Genomic DNA, 15188 nt, shown 5'->3' with positions numbered 1-15188 from the left:
ATCAGCCCTTCTTCAGCACCAACTCGGTGTTGCGGTCCGCCGGGTCGCCGCCGAGGGTCGTGCTCGCGCCGGGGGCGTTGAGGGACAGCTCGCGGTAGAGGGCCGCGAGGCCGGTCTGGGAGAGGTCGGAGAAGTCCGTGCGGTGCGGGGCCGAGGACTCCACCAGTGTGGTGAACAGGGACACCGTGCCGTCCTTGTTGTCGGTCAGCTCGATGATGCGGGCGAGCTGGGGGTAGTCGACGTGGGAGGCCGTGGAGATCTCCCAGAAGGAACCGCCGGAGGACATCGCGTGCGGGGTGATGACGTTCTTGTGGATGTGACCGTTCACCCAGGCGAGCACGTTGCGGTGACCGCCGAGGAGGGCGAGCACCTCCTGGCCGTTGTGGCGGCGCTCCTGGGGGCGGGCCGGGTCGATGCGGGTGTTCGTCATCGTCTTGCTGGTGTGATGGCTGAAGATCACCGCGTGGGAGTCCTTGTTCTCCCGCAGGGTCCGGTCGAGCCACTTCAGCTGGGCCGTGCCGAGTGAGCCCTCGTAGTGGCCGCCCGCGTCGGTGGTGTCCAGGCTGATGCCGATGACGTCGTCGGAGATGCGGAATGCGTAGTACTGGGTGCCCGCGTCGAGGTTGGCGGAGGAGTAGCCGTGTCCGGCCGGGCCGAGGCCGCGGTAGGCCGGGTCCAGGTGTGCCTGGAGGTACTCGGCGGGGGTGAAGGGGGCGCGGCTCTCGTCGGGGGTGACCGAACGCATGGCGCGGGCGTGGGACTTCAGGAAGTCCTCGTAGCGGACGCCTTCGGGGTCCCGGGCCTTCTTGATGAGGGTCTGCAGCCGCTGTGCCTCGGCCGCGGAGACGTCCATCAGTTTCTTGCCGCCGACGGCGAGTTCGGTGAGGTAGGAGTCGCCGTGCGAGGCGTAGCAGCCCATCGGCAGGGAGTCGTGGTTGCCGACGGTGGAGTACCAGGGCAGGTTGAGGCCGGGGCTGCGGACCTCGCGGATGGCGGCCTTCAGGAAGCCGTCGAGGTGCGGGAAGCCGGCCTGCTTGTCGCTGTCGCGGACCGCCGCGTCGGGCTGCCAGTACTGCTTGAGGCCGCTGTTCTGGACGCCCTCGTACCGGCGCGGGTCCCCGGAGTTGGGGGTGATGCGCCCGCCGCTCATGATCTTCAGGAACCACTCCAGCTCGGACTTGGCGTTGTTGTCCGTGTTGTCGCCGGTGGTCATGGCGAAGTGCAGTGGGGTGCCGGTGACGGGGGCGCCGCGGAGCGCGTTGATCCGTTCCACGAGCGCGATCGCGCCCTGGACGGTCAGCGCCTCGTGCGGCCGCCAGGCGTGGATGTCGGCCGAGCGCAGGTACTCCAGGCGCAGCGGGTGCTGGGCGTCGATGATGTGCAGGTCGGTGAGCTGCACGAACGCCGCGAGCGCGGTACGGCGCCCGGCACGGCCGGACTTGGGCGCGGCCAGGTCGGAGCGCACGACCCGCTGCCAGCCGGGCCCGTCGCCGAGGCGCCGGTAGCCGGAGCCGCGCGGGGTGGACACGGACCCCACGGTCGTGCCCTTGGTGTACGGGGCCAGCGGCGCGGCCGGTGCCCGGCGGGAGGAGGCGGCGACGGCCTCGGTGGTTTCCTTGGTGCCCGTGGCGGCCTGGCTGTCGCTGGGCCGCAGGGCGTAGCCGACGCCCGCGGAGACGGCGACCGCTCCGGTGGCGGCGAGGACGGAACGACGGTGGATGCCCTGGCCGGAGCCGGCGACTGAGCGTGTGCGCGACATGCGCTTCTCTCCCCGAGTGCGAACGCGTCGGCAGTGGTCGCGGGAAGCTCGGCACGCGAACTTCCCGCTCGTACTGGATCGTTGGCACCGGGAATGACCTGCGCGTAAACGGGGCGGCAACGCGCAGCGCCGATCACCGTACGTGGATCTTCGACCACCTTGCGCGTCGTCGGCCGCTCCGGGAACGGCCGGGAGCCGGTCACGCCGTGTTCATCTTCCTGGGTACTGCACCTAGGGCACAGGCCCCGTTCAGCTGGAGGACAGGCCCTATTCGGCGTCCTCCAGGACGTCGGCGAGCCGTCCGGTGGGCGGCCGTTCCCGCCACAGGCGCAGTGCGATGTCGACCATGCCCACCCGGACGAGGCCGGGCACCGCGTCCAGCGCATGCCAGGCGGCGAAGTCGGTGGAGCCGCCCACCTCGTAGCGCAGTTCGCCGCCGGTGATCCGGCCCTCGTAGACGAAGCGGACGGCGTGGTGGTCGACGGCGCGTCCGAGGCCTTCGCGGAAGACGCGGTGGGAGGAGTCCACGCCGAGCAGTCCGGTGACCTCGATGCGGTACCCGGTCTCCTCCTCGACTTCCCTGCGCACGGTGTCGTAGGGGTCCTCGCCGTGCTCCATGCCGCCGCCGGGCACGACCCACTCGGGGGTGCCGTCGGGGGCCGGGGAGCGGGCGAGCAGGATCTGTCCGTCACGGACGCATATGGCGTAGGCCGCCACCCTCAACTTCTGTCGCACTCCGGGACGTTAACCGATTTCGCCGCCTTCGGGACTCATGCCCGCAAAACGCATCGCGGGTTTTCCCCATACATCCATTTCGTTTCGGTCAACCCTCCCCAAAGAACGTCCCCTTGCGTAAAGCTGTGCGATCGTCCGGGCCTGCGATCCGGACGGTCGCGACCAGGGCCGATCGGTTCCCGGTCGCTCCCGCTCGTTCCTTTACCTACAAGGGATGCCGATGACCAACACCCCCGAGCGTGACCCGATATCGTCCCGGAGACGTGTGGCGCGCGTCGCCGTGGCCGCCGGCCTCGTCGCCGCGCTCTGTGCGGCCGGGCCGGTCCCCCTGGCCTTCGCCGCCGACGAACCGGGCGCGTCCGTCCCCGCCGACACCGACGTCAAGTCGGCGCACGACAAGCTCGGTTCGTCAGACGCGGACCTGCTCGCCGAGGCGAAGGCGGACAGCGACAAGACCGTCACGATGATGGTCGCCACCGCGCCCGGGCAGACCGAGCAGGTCGCCGGGCAGCTGGACGCGGTCAAGGGCGGCTCGGTCGGCCGGGCCGACGACAAGCTGGGCTACGTCCGGGCCACCGTCCCGACGTCCCGGGCGGACTCGGCCATCGCCGCCGCCGTCAAGCTCTCCTCCGTGCACGGCATCGACCTGCGCGAGGAGATCCCGCTGGACGACCCGACGCCGGCCGCGGACGCCGCCAAGGGCGCCAAGGCCGCGGCGGGGACGTACCCGGCGCCGGGGAAGAAGACCCCCGCGGAGAACCCGTACAACCCGTCCTTCGAGACGGGCGCGGTCGACTTCGTCGAGGACCACCCGAAGGCGGACGGCCGCGGCATCACCATCGGCATCCTGGACTCCGGCGTCGACCTGGGCCACCCGGCGCTGCAGAAGACCACCACCGGCGAGCGGAAGATCGTCGACTGGGTGACGGCGACGGACCCGGTCGTCGACAACGACAACACCTGGCGCCGGATGGACACCTCCGTCGCGGGCCCCACGTTCACGCACGACGGCAGGACCTGGAAGGCGCCTTCCGGCTCGTACCGGGTGAGCACCTTCAAGGAGTCGTACACCACCGGCGGTGACGCCGCGGGTGACGCCAACCGCGACGGCGACACCACGGACTCCTGGGGCGTGCTGTACGACCCGGCCGCCGGTACGGTCCGCGTCGACCTGAACAACAACTTCGACTTCGCCGACGACACCGCGATGAAGCCGTACAAGGACGGCTTCCAGATCGGGTACTTCGGCACCGACGACCCGAAGACCGACATCGCCGAGCGGCAGCCGTTCGTCGTCGAGATCCGCAAGGACGTCGTCTACAACGGCGCCGGCGCGAAGGCCGACTTCGTCAACATCGGCGTCATCGAGTCCGAGCACGGCACGCACGTCGCGGGCATCACCGCCGCGAACGGCCTGTTCGGCGGCAAGATGGACGGCGCCGCCCCGGGGGCCAAGCTGGTCTCCTCGCGCGCCTGCACCTGGTCCGGCGGCTGCACCAACGTCGCGCTCACCGAGGGCATGATCGACCTCGTCACCAAGCGCGGCGTCGACATCGTCAACATGTCGATCGGCGGCCTGCCCGCGCTGAACGACGGCAACAACGCGCGCGCCGAGCTGTACACGCGCCTCATCGACACCTACGGCGTCCAGCTGGTGATCTCCGCGGGCAACTCCGGCCCCGGCACCAACACCATCGGTGACCCGGCCCTGGCCGACAAGGTGATCTCGGTCGGCGCCTCCGTCTCCAAGGAGACCTGGGCCGCCAACTACGGCTCGGTCGTGGAGAAGAAGTACGCGCTGATGCCGTTCTCCTCGCGCGGCCCGCGTGAGGACGGCGGTTTCACCCCGACCCTGGTCGCCCCGGGTGCCGCGATCAACACGATCCAGACGTGGATGCCGGGTGCCCCGGTCGCCGAGGCGGGCTACTCCCTGCCGGCCGGCTACGGCATGCTCCAGGGCACCTCGATGGCCTCCCCGCAGGCCGCCGGCGCCGCCGCGCTGCTGCTGTCGGCCGCGAAGCAGAAGAAGATCGAGCTCACGCCGGCGACGCTGCGCACGGCCCTCACCTCGACCGCCGACCACATCAAGGGTGTGCAGGCGTACGAGGAGGGCGCGGGCCTGATGAACATCGAGGACGCCTGGGACTCGATCCGCGACGGCGCGACCTCCCACGCGTACACGGTGAAGGCGCCGGTCGACACCGCGATGGACGACAAGCTCAAGACGCCCGGCTACGGCACGGGTCTGTACGACCGTGAGGGCGGCCTGAAGGCCGGCAAGAAGAAGACGTACGAGATCACCGTCACGCGTACGTCCGGTGCCGCCAAGGCGGTCCGGCACGAGCTGCGCTTCGAGAACAACGCGGGCGGCACCTTCCGGATCGTCGGCTCCGACGAGGTGAAGCTGCCGCTGAACAAGCCGGTCACCGTCAAGGTCCAGGCCGCGCCGAAGTCCGCGGGCATCAAGAGCGCCATCCTGGAGGTCGACGACCCGAAGACCGAGGGCATCGACCGGCAGGTCCTGACCACGGTCGTGGTCGCGGCGCCGCTGAAGTACACGTTCTCCGCGTCCGGTTCGGTGCAGCGCAACAGCTCGAAGCACTACTACGTCACCGTGCCCGAGGGCGCGAAGACGCTGGAGGTCGCGCTGGGCGGGCTGAAGGACAAGAGCCAGACCCGGTTCATCGCCATCCACCCGTACGGTGTCCCGTCCGACCCGACGTCGACGGTCAACTGCTACCCGAACTACTCGAACCCGGCCAACACCTGCCGCCCGGACCTGCGTTCCTACGCGAACCCGCAGCCCGGCGTGTGGGAGATCGAGGTCGAGTCGCGCCGTACGTCGCCGCTGCTCGACAACCCGTACAAGCTGGACGTCGCCGTGCTCGGCGCGGCCTTCGAGCCGGAGACCGTGACCGTGCCCGAGGTGAAGGTCGGCACCCCGGCCGCCGCCTCCTGGAAGGTGACGAACGGCTTCGCTCCGATCGACGGCAAGCTGGTGGGCGGTTCGCTCGGCTCGTCGAAGACGACCCGGCCGTCGATCAAGCAGGGCGAGACGCAGAGCACCACGGTCGAGGTGCCCGCGGGCGCGAAGACGCTGGACGTCGCCATCGGCGGTGTCTCGGACGCGGCCGCGGACCTGGACCTCGCGGTCTACGACGCCGCCGGCAAGCTGGTCGGCAGCTCCGCGGACGGCGACTCGGTGGAGTCGGTCTCCGTCCCCTCCCCCGCCGCCGGTAAGTACACCGTCCAGGTCGTCGGCTACTCGGTGCCGGCCGGCACGACCGAGTACGACTACCAGGACGTGTTCTTCGCTCCCTCCCTCGGCAGCGTCACCGTCGACGGCTCGGCGCCGGTGAAGCTCGGCACGGGCGACTCGGCGACGGTCTCGGGCAGCGTCACCGCCGCCGCGGCCGCGCCCGAGGGGCGTGTGTTCTTCGGCGAGGTCCAGCTGGTCAACGCGCGCGGGACGGCCGCGGGCGTGGGCAGCGTGAAGATCGAGAAGGTCCTGCCGTAGCGGTTCGACGGCATCAAGAGGGCGGGCGTCCGTAGGGGCGCCCGCCCTCGGCGTTTCCGCCCCGTGCTCACTCGCAGGGACGGGTCCCCGACTCGGCCGGGGCGGCGGTGATCCAGGCCCTTTCCGAGGCGATCGCCTTCTCCCCGACGCTCCACAGGTCAGGCTGGGCCTGCCCGCGCGTGATCCCGACGAGCACGCGGTCGCCCGGGCGCGGCTGGGGTTCGGCGTCCTCGTCCATGGGGAAAACGATCCGGTCCCGGCCCTTGGCGGGCTTGTAGTAGCGGTCCACGTCCAGGGTGACGCGGTCCTGGCCGGTGCCGGGGACGGGTTCGACCTCGGCGACGGTGCCCTCGGCCACGAGCCGGGCGCAGGCGAGATAACCGGCGTGACCGAGCTCGGCGCTCGCCTCGCTCCGCGCCGGACCGGCCGCGGAGTCGGCGGCCGAGCTGCCCGCCGCGTCGTCCGCCGACCCGTGATCGCCCTGCACGACGAGCCAGCCCATGCCCACCACGACGCCGGCGGCCACGGCCGCGGCGAGTCCGCGCAGGGCCACGACGAGGGGCCGCGGACGCCCGCGCCGCCCGGCCAGCGAGATCACACCGGCTCCGGCTCTCCCCTCCTGCCCGGCAGCCTCCGGCTCGAGGCCACTCGCCGCCGGGCCGGCGGCCGCTCCCGGCCCGGCAGCGCGCGTGGCCGCCGCCGACCCTGTGGCGGGCGCCCGACCCGCCGGATCCCCGGCTCCCCCCTTGATCCGCGGCCCGGCCTCCGGCTCGGCACCGGCCACCGCCCCCACTGCCGCCGCCCGCCCCACCGCGCCCCCGGCCTCCCCCCGGACCTGCGCGCCGGCCTCCGGCTCGGTACCGGATGCCCCGGCCTCCGTCCCGGTGTCGCGTGCGAGCGTCTCCCCGATCAGCAGCAGCTGTTCGCGCAGCAGGGCCACGTCCGCGGTCGCCGCCCGGTGGGCTGCCATGAAGGACGCGTCCCGCCGGGCCCCCTCCGGCAGCGGGTCGTCGGTGAGCGCTGCCATCAGCGCGTCCACGCCGTCGTAGTCGGCGTCGCGCCGGTCGTCGTCGTTCCGGGCGGTCACGTCACACCACCTCGTCCTCGTGCAGGCGGGCGCGCAGAGCCCGTACCGCCGTGTGCAGCCTGCTCTTGACCGTGCCCTCCGGGACGCCGAGCTGCTCGGCGATGGACCGGACCGGCAGGTCGGCGTAGAAACGCAGCACGACGACCTGCCGCTGGGCGTCGGGCAGCTCGTCCAGGCCCTGGGTGACGGCGACGGACAGCACGCTGGTGTCCTCGCCGGAGGGGTGCTCCAGCTGCCGCAGGGCGGCGAGCCGCTCCCCGAGCCGCTCCTGGCGGCGCTTGGCCCGGTGCCAGTCCATGGCGAGGTTGGAGGCGACGACCGCCGCCCACGCCGAGACGTCCCGCGGTGCCTCCTGGCCGCTCGCGGCCCGCTCCAGCAACCGCAGGCGGACCTGCTGCACCCCGTCCGGCAGGTCCGCCTGCGGCACTCCGCCGAGCGCGAGCACCGCCCGCACCCGGCGCTCCTGTGCCGCGTCCAGCGGATCGTCACCGGTCCCGGCGTGCGCCTCCCGGCCCCGCCGGGCCCTCCCGCGCAGCAGCACAAGCCACCCCCCTCGCCGTTTTTCTCCTATGACGCCGGCACGGCCCGGAACGTTCGGTCCTTTTCCCGGAACGGCGTGACAGGACGACAGAGGCGTACGTCACACTCCCGTGTGGCCGAGGGCAACAGGGGCAGGCGACCTTGCGGCGTATGCCCCCCGGCAGACGAATTTATCCAGCTCAGCGGGGGTGGGCGCCGGACGTCCGCAACCATGGAACGGGACACGTCGTCCCACTCTCCGGGCAGACCGGGGAAAGAAGTGGACAGGTGGGCCTTGGTCGGCCGCATGATGGAAAAGCCTCGGCCAAGCAACGAGCACGTGAAGAGACGCAGGAGAGGGAGTCACCGTGAGGGTCGGAATCGTCGGAGCCACCGGACAGGTGGGCACGGTCATGCGCAGGATCCTCACGGAACGGAACTTCCCGGTCACGGAGCTGCGTCTGTTCGCCTCGGCCCGCTCGGCGGGCACACAGCTGGACGGCGTGACGGTGGAGGACGCGGCGACCGCCGACTACACCGGCCTGGACATCGTGCTGTTCTCCGCGGGTGGCGCCACGTCCAAGGCGCTGGCCGAAAAGGTCGCCTCCCAGGGCGCCGTCGTGATCGACAACTCCTCCGCGTGGCGCAAGCACCCGGAGGTCCCGCTGGTCGTCTCCGAGGTGAACCCGCACGCGATCGCGAACCGCCCCAAGGGCATCATCGCCAACCCGAACTGCACGACGATGGCCGCGATGCCGGTCCTCCGCCCGCTGCACGCGGAGGCCGGCCTTGAAGCGCTGGTCGTCGCCACCTACCAGGCGGTCTCCGGCTCCGGCCTCGCGGGCGTGGCCGAGCTGCACGGGCAGGTTCAGAAGGTCGTCGCCGACGCCGACAAGCTCACCCACGACGGCGAGGCGGTCGACTTCCCCGAGCCGGGCGTCTACAAGCGCCCCATCGCCTTCAACGTACTGCCGCTGGCGGGTTCGATCGTCGACGACGGTCTGAACGAGACCGACGAGGAGCAGAAGCTCCGCAACGAGTCCCGCAAGATCCTGGAGATCCCCGAGCTGAAGGTCTCCGGCACCTGCGTGCGCGTCCCGGTCTTCTCCGGCCACTCGCTGCAGATCAACGCCCGCTTCGCCCGCCCGATCTCCCCGGAGCGCGCGACGGAGCTGCTGAAGGACGCCCCGGGCGTCGAGCTCTCCGACATCCCCACCCCCCTCCAGGCCGCCGGCAACGACCCGTCCTACGTCGGCCGCATCCGCCGCGACGAGACGGTGGACAACGGCCTGGCCCTCTTCGTCTCCAACGACAACCTCCGCAAGGGCGCGGCCCTCAACGCGGTCCAGATCGCGGAGCTGGTGGCGGCCGAGCTGAAGGGCTGACGCCGCGGTAGCAATATCAGGGGTCGGCCCCCACTTCCCTCGACTGGGAGTGGGGGCCGGCCCCTGTCGGTTGTCAGACACTGCGCGGCGGACACCCGAGACGAACGCCCCTCGGAAACACCCGTCGGGCCTCCACCGGTGCAGTCGGGCAACGCGGTCAGCCGAAGCCGCCCTCCCGGCTCACGGCGAGCTCCCCGCCCCGCGCGAGGGAGACACCCAGGCGAGAGTCCTCCGGACATCCGGATCCCGATCGAGTCGGTCCAGCAAGGGCGGACCTCGCCCCATCGATGTCGATCGCGACGACACTCACGGCGTCCGCGCCGTCCGCGACCACCGACAGCATCGAAGGAGCACTCCGAAGAGCCCCACCAGGACGCACCTGATGGGGCTTCACCTCTTGCTGCGACAATGCGCCTCGGCTGGACTCAACGTGCTCGACGTACAACCCACCAAGCTGCGGAAAGTTCCGCAGGAGCCCCTGAAAGAACTGCTCTTCGTTCATCTCCATCGATTCCCTGCGAGGGCCGACTTGAGGTCGGGAAGGAGGCTCCTGGCCACGATCAAGTCGTGCGGAGGTCTAGCCGGTACAAGAGGGCATCAGATCTTGCAAGCGCGAGTGACCTACGCCACAACGCCGCCTCTGCGCACCTCATAGAGAAAGCACCCGTACTCGACAGCCCGGACATGAACGAGAGCCACCGCCGGGTCGGCGAATGCTTCCATGAAGGCCTGCTCGAAACCTGCCGGCTCCTCGACCAGCCGCCCGCCCAGGATGTGCCCCTCGGCGGAGTAGCGGCGGACCGTGCGATGGGCGTTGGTGAAGGGCAGGGCGGCGTCGGCGTCCGGTCCCGGGCAGTCGTCGGCGTGGATGAAGACCGGGCCCACTTCGTCGTACGCGCCGGGATCGACGCCCTGTTCCGCCGCCCAGCGGCGCAGCGGGGCGTACGACACCAAGGCGATGCGCTCGCCGGGCTCGCTGCGGCCCAGGCAGCAGCGGAGGGGTGCCCCGCCCTCGGTGTCGGTGAAGGGGGCCGTGGGACGGCCCGCGTCGTCCGTCGCGCGCAGTTCCTTCAGGACGCGCGGGGCGATGGGCTGTGCGGTGTACGTCGTCGTCATGCTCCTCAGACTTGCGCGCCCGGGACCTCCGTACCGGCGGAATCCGGACGTCGTATTGCCTCTGCCCCGGGGCGCCCGGCCCGTACGACCGCCGGCAGGGCCAGCAGCGCCAGACCACCGCCCACGCAGAGCACCGCCGTCGGGCCCAGTGCGTCGGCCGCGCGGCCCCCGGTGAACGCGCCCCATGCGATCCCCGTGTTGAAGATCCCCGCGAAGAGCGCCGACCCGGCCTCGCGGGCCCCCGGCGCGGCGGCCGACAGCCAGTTCTGGGCGGAGACCGAGACGGCTCCGTAGACCAGGCCCCAGACGGCGAGCAGCAGCGTCGAGGCGGCGAGTGAGCCCGCCGCCGGTATCAGGAGCAGGACGACCGTGCCCAGTCCGGCCGCGATGACCAGCAGGGCCCGGCGTGGGTCACGGGACGCGAGCCAGCCGCCCGCGAAGGTGCCGACGACTCCGGCCAGGCCGTAGCAGAGGAGGAGGCTGCTGACCGTTCCCGCGCCCAGGCCGGGGACGCGTTCCAGGACCGGACGGACGTAGGTGTACGCCGTGAAGTGGCCGGTGACCAGCAGCGCCGTCGCGAGCAGGCCGCCGGAGACGGCCGGCGCGCGCAGCAGGGCCGGGAACGTGCCGAGCCTGACGGGGCGTTCGGGCGGCAGCGGAGGCAGGGCGAGGGCCAGGGCCGCCGCGACGGCCGCCGCCAGGACGGCCAGGGCGGCGAACGCCCAGCGCCAGCCCGCGAGCGAGCCGAGGAAGGTGCCGGCCGGGACGCCCAGCACCGAGGCCACCGCTATCCCGCTGAAGATCAGCGCGGTGGCCCGGCCCGCCCGGTCCGGCGGCAGCAGCCGTGTCCCCAGCCCGGCCGCGATCGCCCACACCCCGCCGATGCACACCCCGACCAGGGCACGCGCGAGCAGCAGGACGGTGATGTGCGCGGCGAGGGCGGACAGCACGTTGGCGGCCGCGAGCAGGAGCAGCAGCGCGCACAGCACCGTGCGCCGATCGGCCCGGCGAGCCGCGACCGGCAGCAGGGGCGCACTCGCCGCGGCGACCAGGCCGGGCAGGGTGACGGCGAGCCCGGCGGTGCCGGCGGAGACGTGCAGGCCGGTGCCGAGGGAGGTGAGCAGGCCGACCGGGAGCATCTCGGTGGTGACGACGGAGAAGGTGGCGGCGGCCAGGGCCAGGACGGCGGGCCAGGGGTGGGCCGCCGGGGCGGTGTCGGTCCCGAGGGGGACCGTGGTCGTGGAGGGCATGCCTCCACCCTTTTGCCCGGCCCGGCCGGGAACAACGGCGAAGTTCTCACCCTTGCATGAGCGGGACTGATCGATCGGAACCGAGGGGAACGGCCGTGGCGGGGCTGGAGTTGCGTGAGCTGGAGTGCTTCCTGGTGTTGTCCGAGGAGCTGCACTTCGGCCGGACCGGGGAGCGGCTGTACATCTCGCAGAGCAGGGTGAGCCAGTTGCTGAGCGCGCTGGAGCGCCGGGTGGGCGGCCGTCTGGTGCACCGCACCAGCCGCCGGGTCGCCCTGACGCCCCTCGGCGAGCGGTTCGTGCAGCGGCTGCGTCCGGCCTACGGCGGACTGCGGGAGGCCGTGGACGACGCGCGGGCCGCCGCCCGGGGTGTCGAGGGCGCCCTGCGGATCGGTTTCCAGGGGACGGCGGACTCCGGGCTGACGGCGGCGGTGCGGGCCTTCCGGTCCGCGCACCCGGAGTGCGTGACGGACGTGGTGGAGATTCCGCTCGCCGACCCCTTCGGGGCCGTGCGCGAGGGCACCGTGGACGCGGCCGTCGTCCTGCTGCCCGTCGAGGAGCCGGACCTGGTGCTGGGCCCGGTCTTCTCCGAGCGGCCCCAGACGGTCGCGGTCGGCCTCGACCACCCGTTCGCCTCCCTCGCGCAGGTGACCGCGGCGCAGGTGGCGGCGGCCCCGCTGGTCACGGCCGCTCCCCCGGCCCCCGCGTACTGGCGGGCCGCCCACGCCCCGTCCGCCGTGCCGGGCCCGGCGGTGACCACCCTGCAGGAGGGCCTGACCCAGGTCGCCGCCGGTCGCGCGGCCATGCTGCTGTGCCGGCCCACGGCCGCGTACCACCGCCGTGAGGACGTGGTGTTCGTGCCGGTGGAGGGCGTACCCGAGTCGGCTCTCGGCCTGGTCTGGCACCGGGACGGGGAGACGGCGGCCGTACGGGAGTTCGCCCGGGCCCTCGCCGGGCAAGGGGTTTCCCTAGGAGACACCCAGGTCGTCGCCTGAGGCGAAGCTGCCGTGGAAAGATGGCGCAACCCACCCATACCGAGGAGATGACCGCGTGCCTGGCACAAACCTGACCCGCGAAGAGGCGCAGCAGCGGGCGAAGCTGCTCGCCGTTGACTCGTACGAGATCGAACTCGACCTCTCCGGCGCGCAGGAGGGCGGCACCTACCGGTCCGCGACCACGGTGCGCTTCGACGTCGCGGAGAACGGGGCGGAGTCGTTCATCGACCTGGTGGCCCCGGCCGTGCACGAGGTGACCCTCAACGGGGACTCCCTCGACCCCGCCGAGGTCTTCGCGGACTCCCGGATCGCCCTGCGCGGCCTGCTGGAGGGCCGCAACATCCTCCGGGTGGTCGCCGACTGCGCCTACACCAACACCGGTGAGGGCCTGCACCGTTTCGTCGACCCGGTCGACGACCAGGCCTACCTCTACACCCAGTTCGAGGTGCCGGACGCCCGCCGGGTGTTCGCGAGCTTCGAGCAGCCGGACCTGAAGGCGACCTTCCAGTTCACCGTGAAGGCGCCGGAGGGCTGGACCGTCGTCTCCAACTCGCCCACGCCCGAACCGCAGGACAGCGTCTGGGTCTTCGAGCCGACGCCGCGCATCTCGACGTACATCACGGCGCTCATCGTCGGCCCGTACCACTCGGTGCACAGCGTGTACGAGAAGGACGGCCAGTCCGTCCCGCTGGGCATCTACTGCCGCCCCTCGCTCGCCGAGTACCTCGACTCGGACGCCATCTTCGAGGTGACCCGGCAGGGCTTCGAGTGGTTCCAGGAGAAGTTCGACTACGCGTACCCGTTCAAGAAGTACGACCAGCTGTTCGTGCCGGAGTTCAACGCGGGCGCGATGGAGAACGCGGGCGCGGTCACCATCCGCGACCAGTACGTGTTCCGGTCGAAGGTGACGGACGCGGCGTACGAGGTGCGCGCGGAGACCATCCTGCACGAGCTGGCCCACATGTGGTTCGGCGACCTCGTGACCATGGAGTGGTGGAACGACCTGTGGCTGAACGAGTCGTTCGCCACGTACACGTCCATCGCCTGCCAGGCCGCCGCTCCGGGCTCGCGCTGGCCGCACTCGTGGACGACGTTCGCCAACTCCATGAAGACCTGGGCCTACCGGCAGGATCAGCTGCCCTCCACGCATCCGATCATGGCGGACATCAGCGACCTGGACGACGTCCTGGTCAACTTCGACGGCATCACGTACGCCAAGGGCGCCTCCGTGCTCAAGCAGCTCGTCGCGTACGTCGGCGAGGACGAGTTCTTCACGGGCGTACAGGCGTACTTCAAGGCGCACGCGTACGGCAACACGCGCCTGTCCGACCTGCTGGGCGCCCTGGAGACGACCTCCGGGCGTGACCTGAAGTCCTGGTCGAAGGCGTGGCTGGAGACCGCCGGCATCAACATCCTGCGCCCGGAGGTCGAGACGGACGCGGACGGTGTCGTCACGTCCTTCGCCATCCGCCAGGAGGCCCCGGCCCTGCCCGCCGGCGCCAAGGGCGAGCCGACGCTGCGCCCGCACCGGATCGCCGTCGGCCTGTACGAACTGGACGACGCGAGCGGCAAGCTGGTCCGCGAGGAGCGGATCGAGCTGGACGTGGACGGCGAGCTGACCGCCGTACCGCAGCTGGTCGGCAAGCGCCGCCCGGCCGTGGTCCTGCTCAACGACGACGACCTGTCCTACGCGAAGGTCCGCCTGGACGAGCAGTCCCTGGCCTTCGTGACGGAACACCTCGGCGACTTCGAGTCCTCCCTGCCGCGCGCCCTGTGCTGGGCCTCGGCCTGGGACATGACCCGCGACGCCGAGCTGCCCGCCCGCGACTACCTCTCGCTGGTGCTGTCCGGCATCGGCAAGGAGTCCGACATCGGCGTCGTGCAGTCGCTGCACCGCCAGGTGAAGCTGGCGGTCGACCTGTACGCCGACCCGGCCGCGCGCGAGGCGCTGCTGGCCCGCTGGACCGACGCGACGCTGGCGCATCTGCGGGCGGCGGCGCCGGGCAGCGACCACCAGCTGGCGTGGGCGCGCGCGTTCGCCGCGACGGCCCGCACGCCCGAGCAGCTGGACCTGCTGGACGCGCTGCTGGACGGCTCGCAGACGATCGAGGGCCTGGTCGTCGACACGGAGCTGCGCTGGGCGTTCGTCCAGCGGCTCGCGGCGGTGGGCCGGTTCGACGAGACGGAGATCGCAGGCGAGTACGACCGTGACCGTACGGCCGCCGGTGAGCGTCACGCCGCCACGGCCCGCGCGGCCCGGCCGACCCCGGAGGCCAAGGCGGAGGCGTGGGCGTCGGTCGTCGACTCCGACAAGCTGCCGAACGCCGTGCAGGAGGCGGTCATCGCGGGCTTCGTCCAGACGGACCAGCGCGAGCTGCTCGCCCCGTACGCGGACCGCTACTTCGAGGTGGTCAAGGGCATCTGGGAGTCCCGCTCCCACGAGATGGCCCAGCAGATCGCGGTCGGCCTCTACCCGACGGTCCAGGTCTCCCAGGAGACCCTGGACAAGACGGACGCCTGGCTGTCCTCCGCCGAGCCGAACGCGGCCCTGCGGCGGCTGGTGTCGGAGTCGCGCGCGGGCGTGGAGCGCGCGCTGCGGGCACAGCGGGCGGACGCGGCGGCGGAGTAGCCGTTCGGGTCATCACGGAATTCGGGCCATCACGGCTGTGGGGGCGCCCGGCATTGTGCCGGGCGCCCCTCCCTTTTTCGCGGGCTGACGAATTCAGAAGCCGATGACGATCCAGGCTGATGGCGATTCAGAGGCTGATGAAGGGCGAGTGCTCGATGAGCAGGAGCTCGCGCAGGTACGAGCGGATGCGCGCCAGGCC

At 71.7% G+C, this 15188-nt stretch carries 10 protein-coding genes; 4 read left to right on the top strand and 6 right to left on the bottom strand.

Annotated features, from left to right (window positions below; genetic code table 11):
• Position 1 precedes the first annotated feature (1 nt).
• Complete coding sequence (locus tag ABZ192_RS10080; protein ID WP_356924039.1) at positions 2-1759, bottom strand: TIGR03767 family metallophosphoesterase; 1758 nt, start codon at positions 1757-1759, stop codon at positions 2-4.
• Positions 1760-2026: 267 nt separating this feature from the next.
• Positions 2027-2494 carry an NUDIX hydrolase gene (locus tag ABZ192_RS10075; protein ID WP_356924038.1) on the bottom strand — a complete coding sequence of 156 codons (468 nt, stop codon included), beginning with the start codon at positions 2492-2494 and terminating at the stop codon, positions 2027-2029.
• 220 nt (positions 2495-2714) lie between these two features.
• On the opposite strand from ABZ192_RS10075, the gene ABZ192_RS10070 reads away from it, so the two are divergent.
• Positions 2715-6011 carry a S8 family serine peptidase gene (locus tag ABZ192_RS10070; RefSeq protein ID WP_356924037.1) on the top strand — a complete coding sequence of 1099 codons (3297 nt, stop codon included), beginning with the start codon at positions 2715-2717 and terminating at the stop codon, positions 6009-6011.
• A 67-nt stretch (positions 6012-6078) separates the two neighbouring features.
• Here the strand turns inward: ABZ192_RS10070 and ABZ192_RS10065 are convergent, their stop codons facing one another.
• A complete protein-coding gene (locus ABZ192_RS10065) occupies positions 6079-7098 on the bottom strand; it encodes a hypothetical protein (protein ID WP_356924036.1) in 1020 nt (339 codons plus the stop codon).
• Between the two features lies 1 nt (position 7099).
• Entirely contained in the window at positions 7100-7636 is a 537-nt protein-coding gene (locus ABZ192_RS10060; RefSeq protein WP_356924182.1) for a sigma-70 family RNA polymerase sigma factor, read from the bottom strand.
• A 349-nt stretch (positions 7637-7985) separates the two neighbouring features.
• Between ABZ192_RS10060 and ABZ192_RS10055 the strand changes: the two genes are divergently transcribed.
• Positions 7986-9002 (top strand): aspartate-semialdehyde dehydrogenase, encoded by a 1017-nt coding sequence (locus tag ABZ192_RS10055; RefSeq protein ID WP_356924035.1) that lies wholly within the window; start codon positions 7986-7988, stop codon positions 9000-9002.
• Positions 9003-9623: 621 nt separating this feature from the next.
• Here the strand turns inward: ABZ192_RS10055 and ABZ192_RS10050 are convergent.
• Both ABZ192_RS10050 and ABZ192_RS10045 read right to left on the bottom strand, forming a co-directional pair.
• Positions 9624-10118: a DUF1203 domain-containing protein gene (locus tag ABZ192_RS10050; RefSeq protein ID WP_356924034.1), complete on the bottom strand. Its 495-nt coding sequence runs from the start codon at positions 10116-10118 to the stop codon at positions 9624-9626.
• Between the two features lie 5 nt (positions 10119-10123).
• Positions 10124-11368, bottom strand: a complete 1245-nt coding sequence (locus ABZ192_RS10045) for an MFS transporter (protein ID WP_356924033.1) — start codon at positions 11366-11368, stop codon at positions 10124-10126.
• A gap of 95 nt (positions 11369-11463) precedes the next feature.
• Between ABZ192_RS10045 and ABZ192_RS10040 the strand changes: the two genes are divergently transcribed.
• Both ABZ192_RS10040 and pepN read left to right on the top strand, forming a co-directional pair.
• Entirely contained in the window at positions 11464-12360 is an 897-nt protein-coding gene (locus ABZ192_RS10040; RefSeq protein WP_356924032.1) for a LysR family transcriptional regulator, read from the top strand.
• A 55-nt stretch (positions 12361-12415) separates the two neighbouring features.
• Positions 12416-14989 carry an aminopeptidase N gene (gene pepN / locus ABZ192_RS10035; protein WP_356924031.1) on the top strand — a complete coding sequence of 858 codons (2574 nt, stop codon included), beginning with the start codon at positions 12416-12418 and terminating at the stop codon, positions 14987-14989.
• Positions 14990-15188 lie beyond the last annotated feature (199 nt).

Origin of the sequence: Streptomyces sp. NPDC006235, assembly GCF_040613735.1 — a bacterium.
Taxonomy (GTDB): domain Bacteria; phylum Actinomycetota; class Actinomycetes; order Streptomycetales; family Streptomycetaceae; genus Streptomyces.
This window is presented reverse-complemented; position numbering and strand designations above follow the sequence as displayed.

Excerpts from the sequence above, each read along its gene's own strand:
- ABZ192_RS10080 (WP_356924039.1), bottom strand. The coding sequence starts at position 1,759 with ATGTCGCGCACACGCTCAGTCGCCGGCTCCGGCCAGGGCATCCACCGT.
- ABZ192_RS10070 (WP_356924037.1), top strand. The coding sequence starts at position 2,715 with ATGACCAACACCCCCGAGCGTGACCCGATATCGTCCCGGAGACGTGTG.
- ABZ192_RS10050 (WP_356924034.1), bottom strand. The coding sequence starts at position 10,118 with ATGACGACGACGTACACCGCACAGCCCATCGCCCCGCGCGTCCTGAAG.
- ABZ192_RS10045 (WP_356924033.1), bottom strand. The coding sequence starts at position 11,368 with ATGCCCTCCACGACCACGGTCCCCCTCGGGACCGACACCGCCCCGGCG.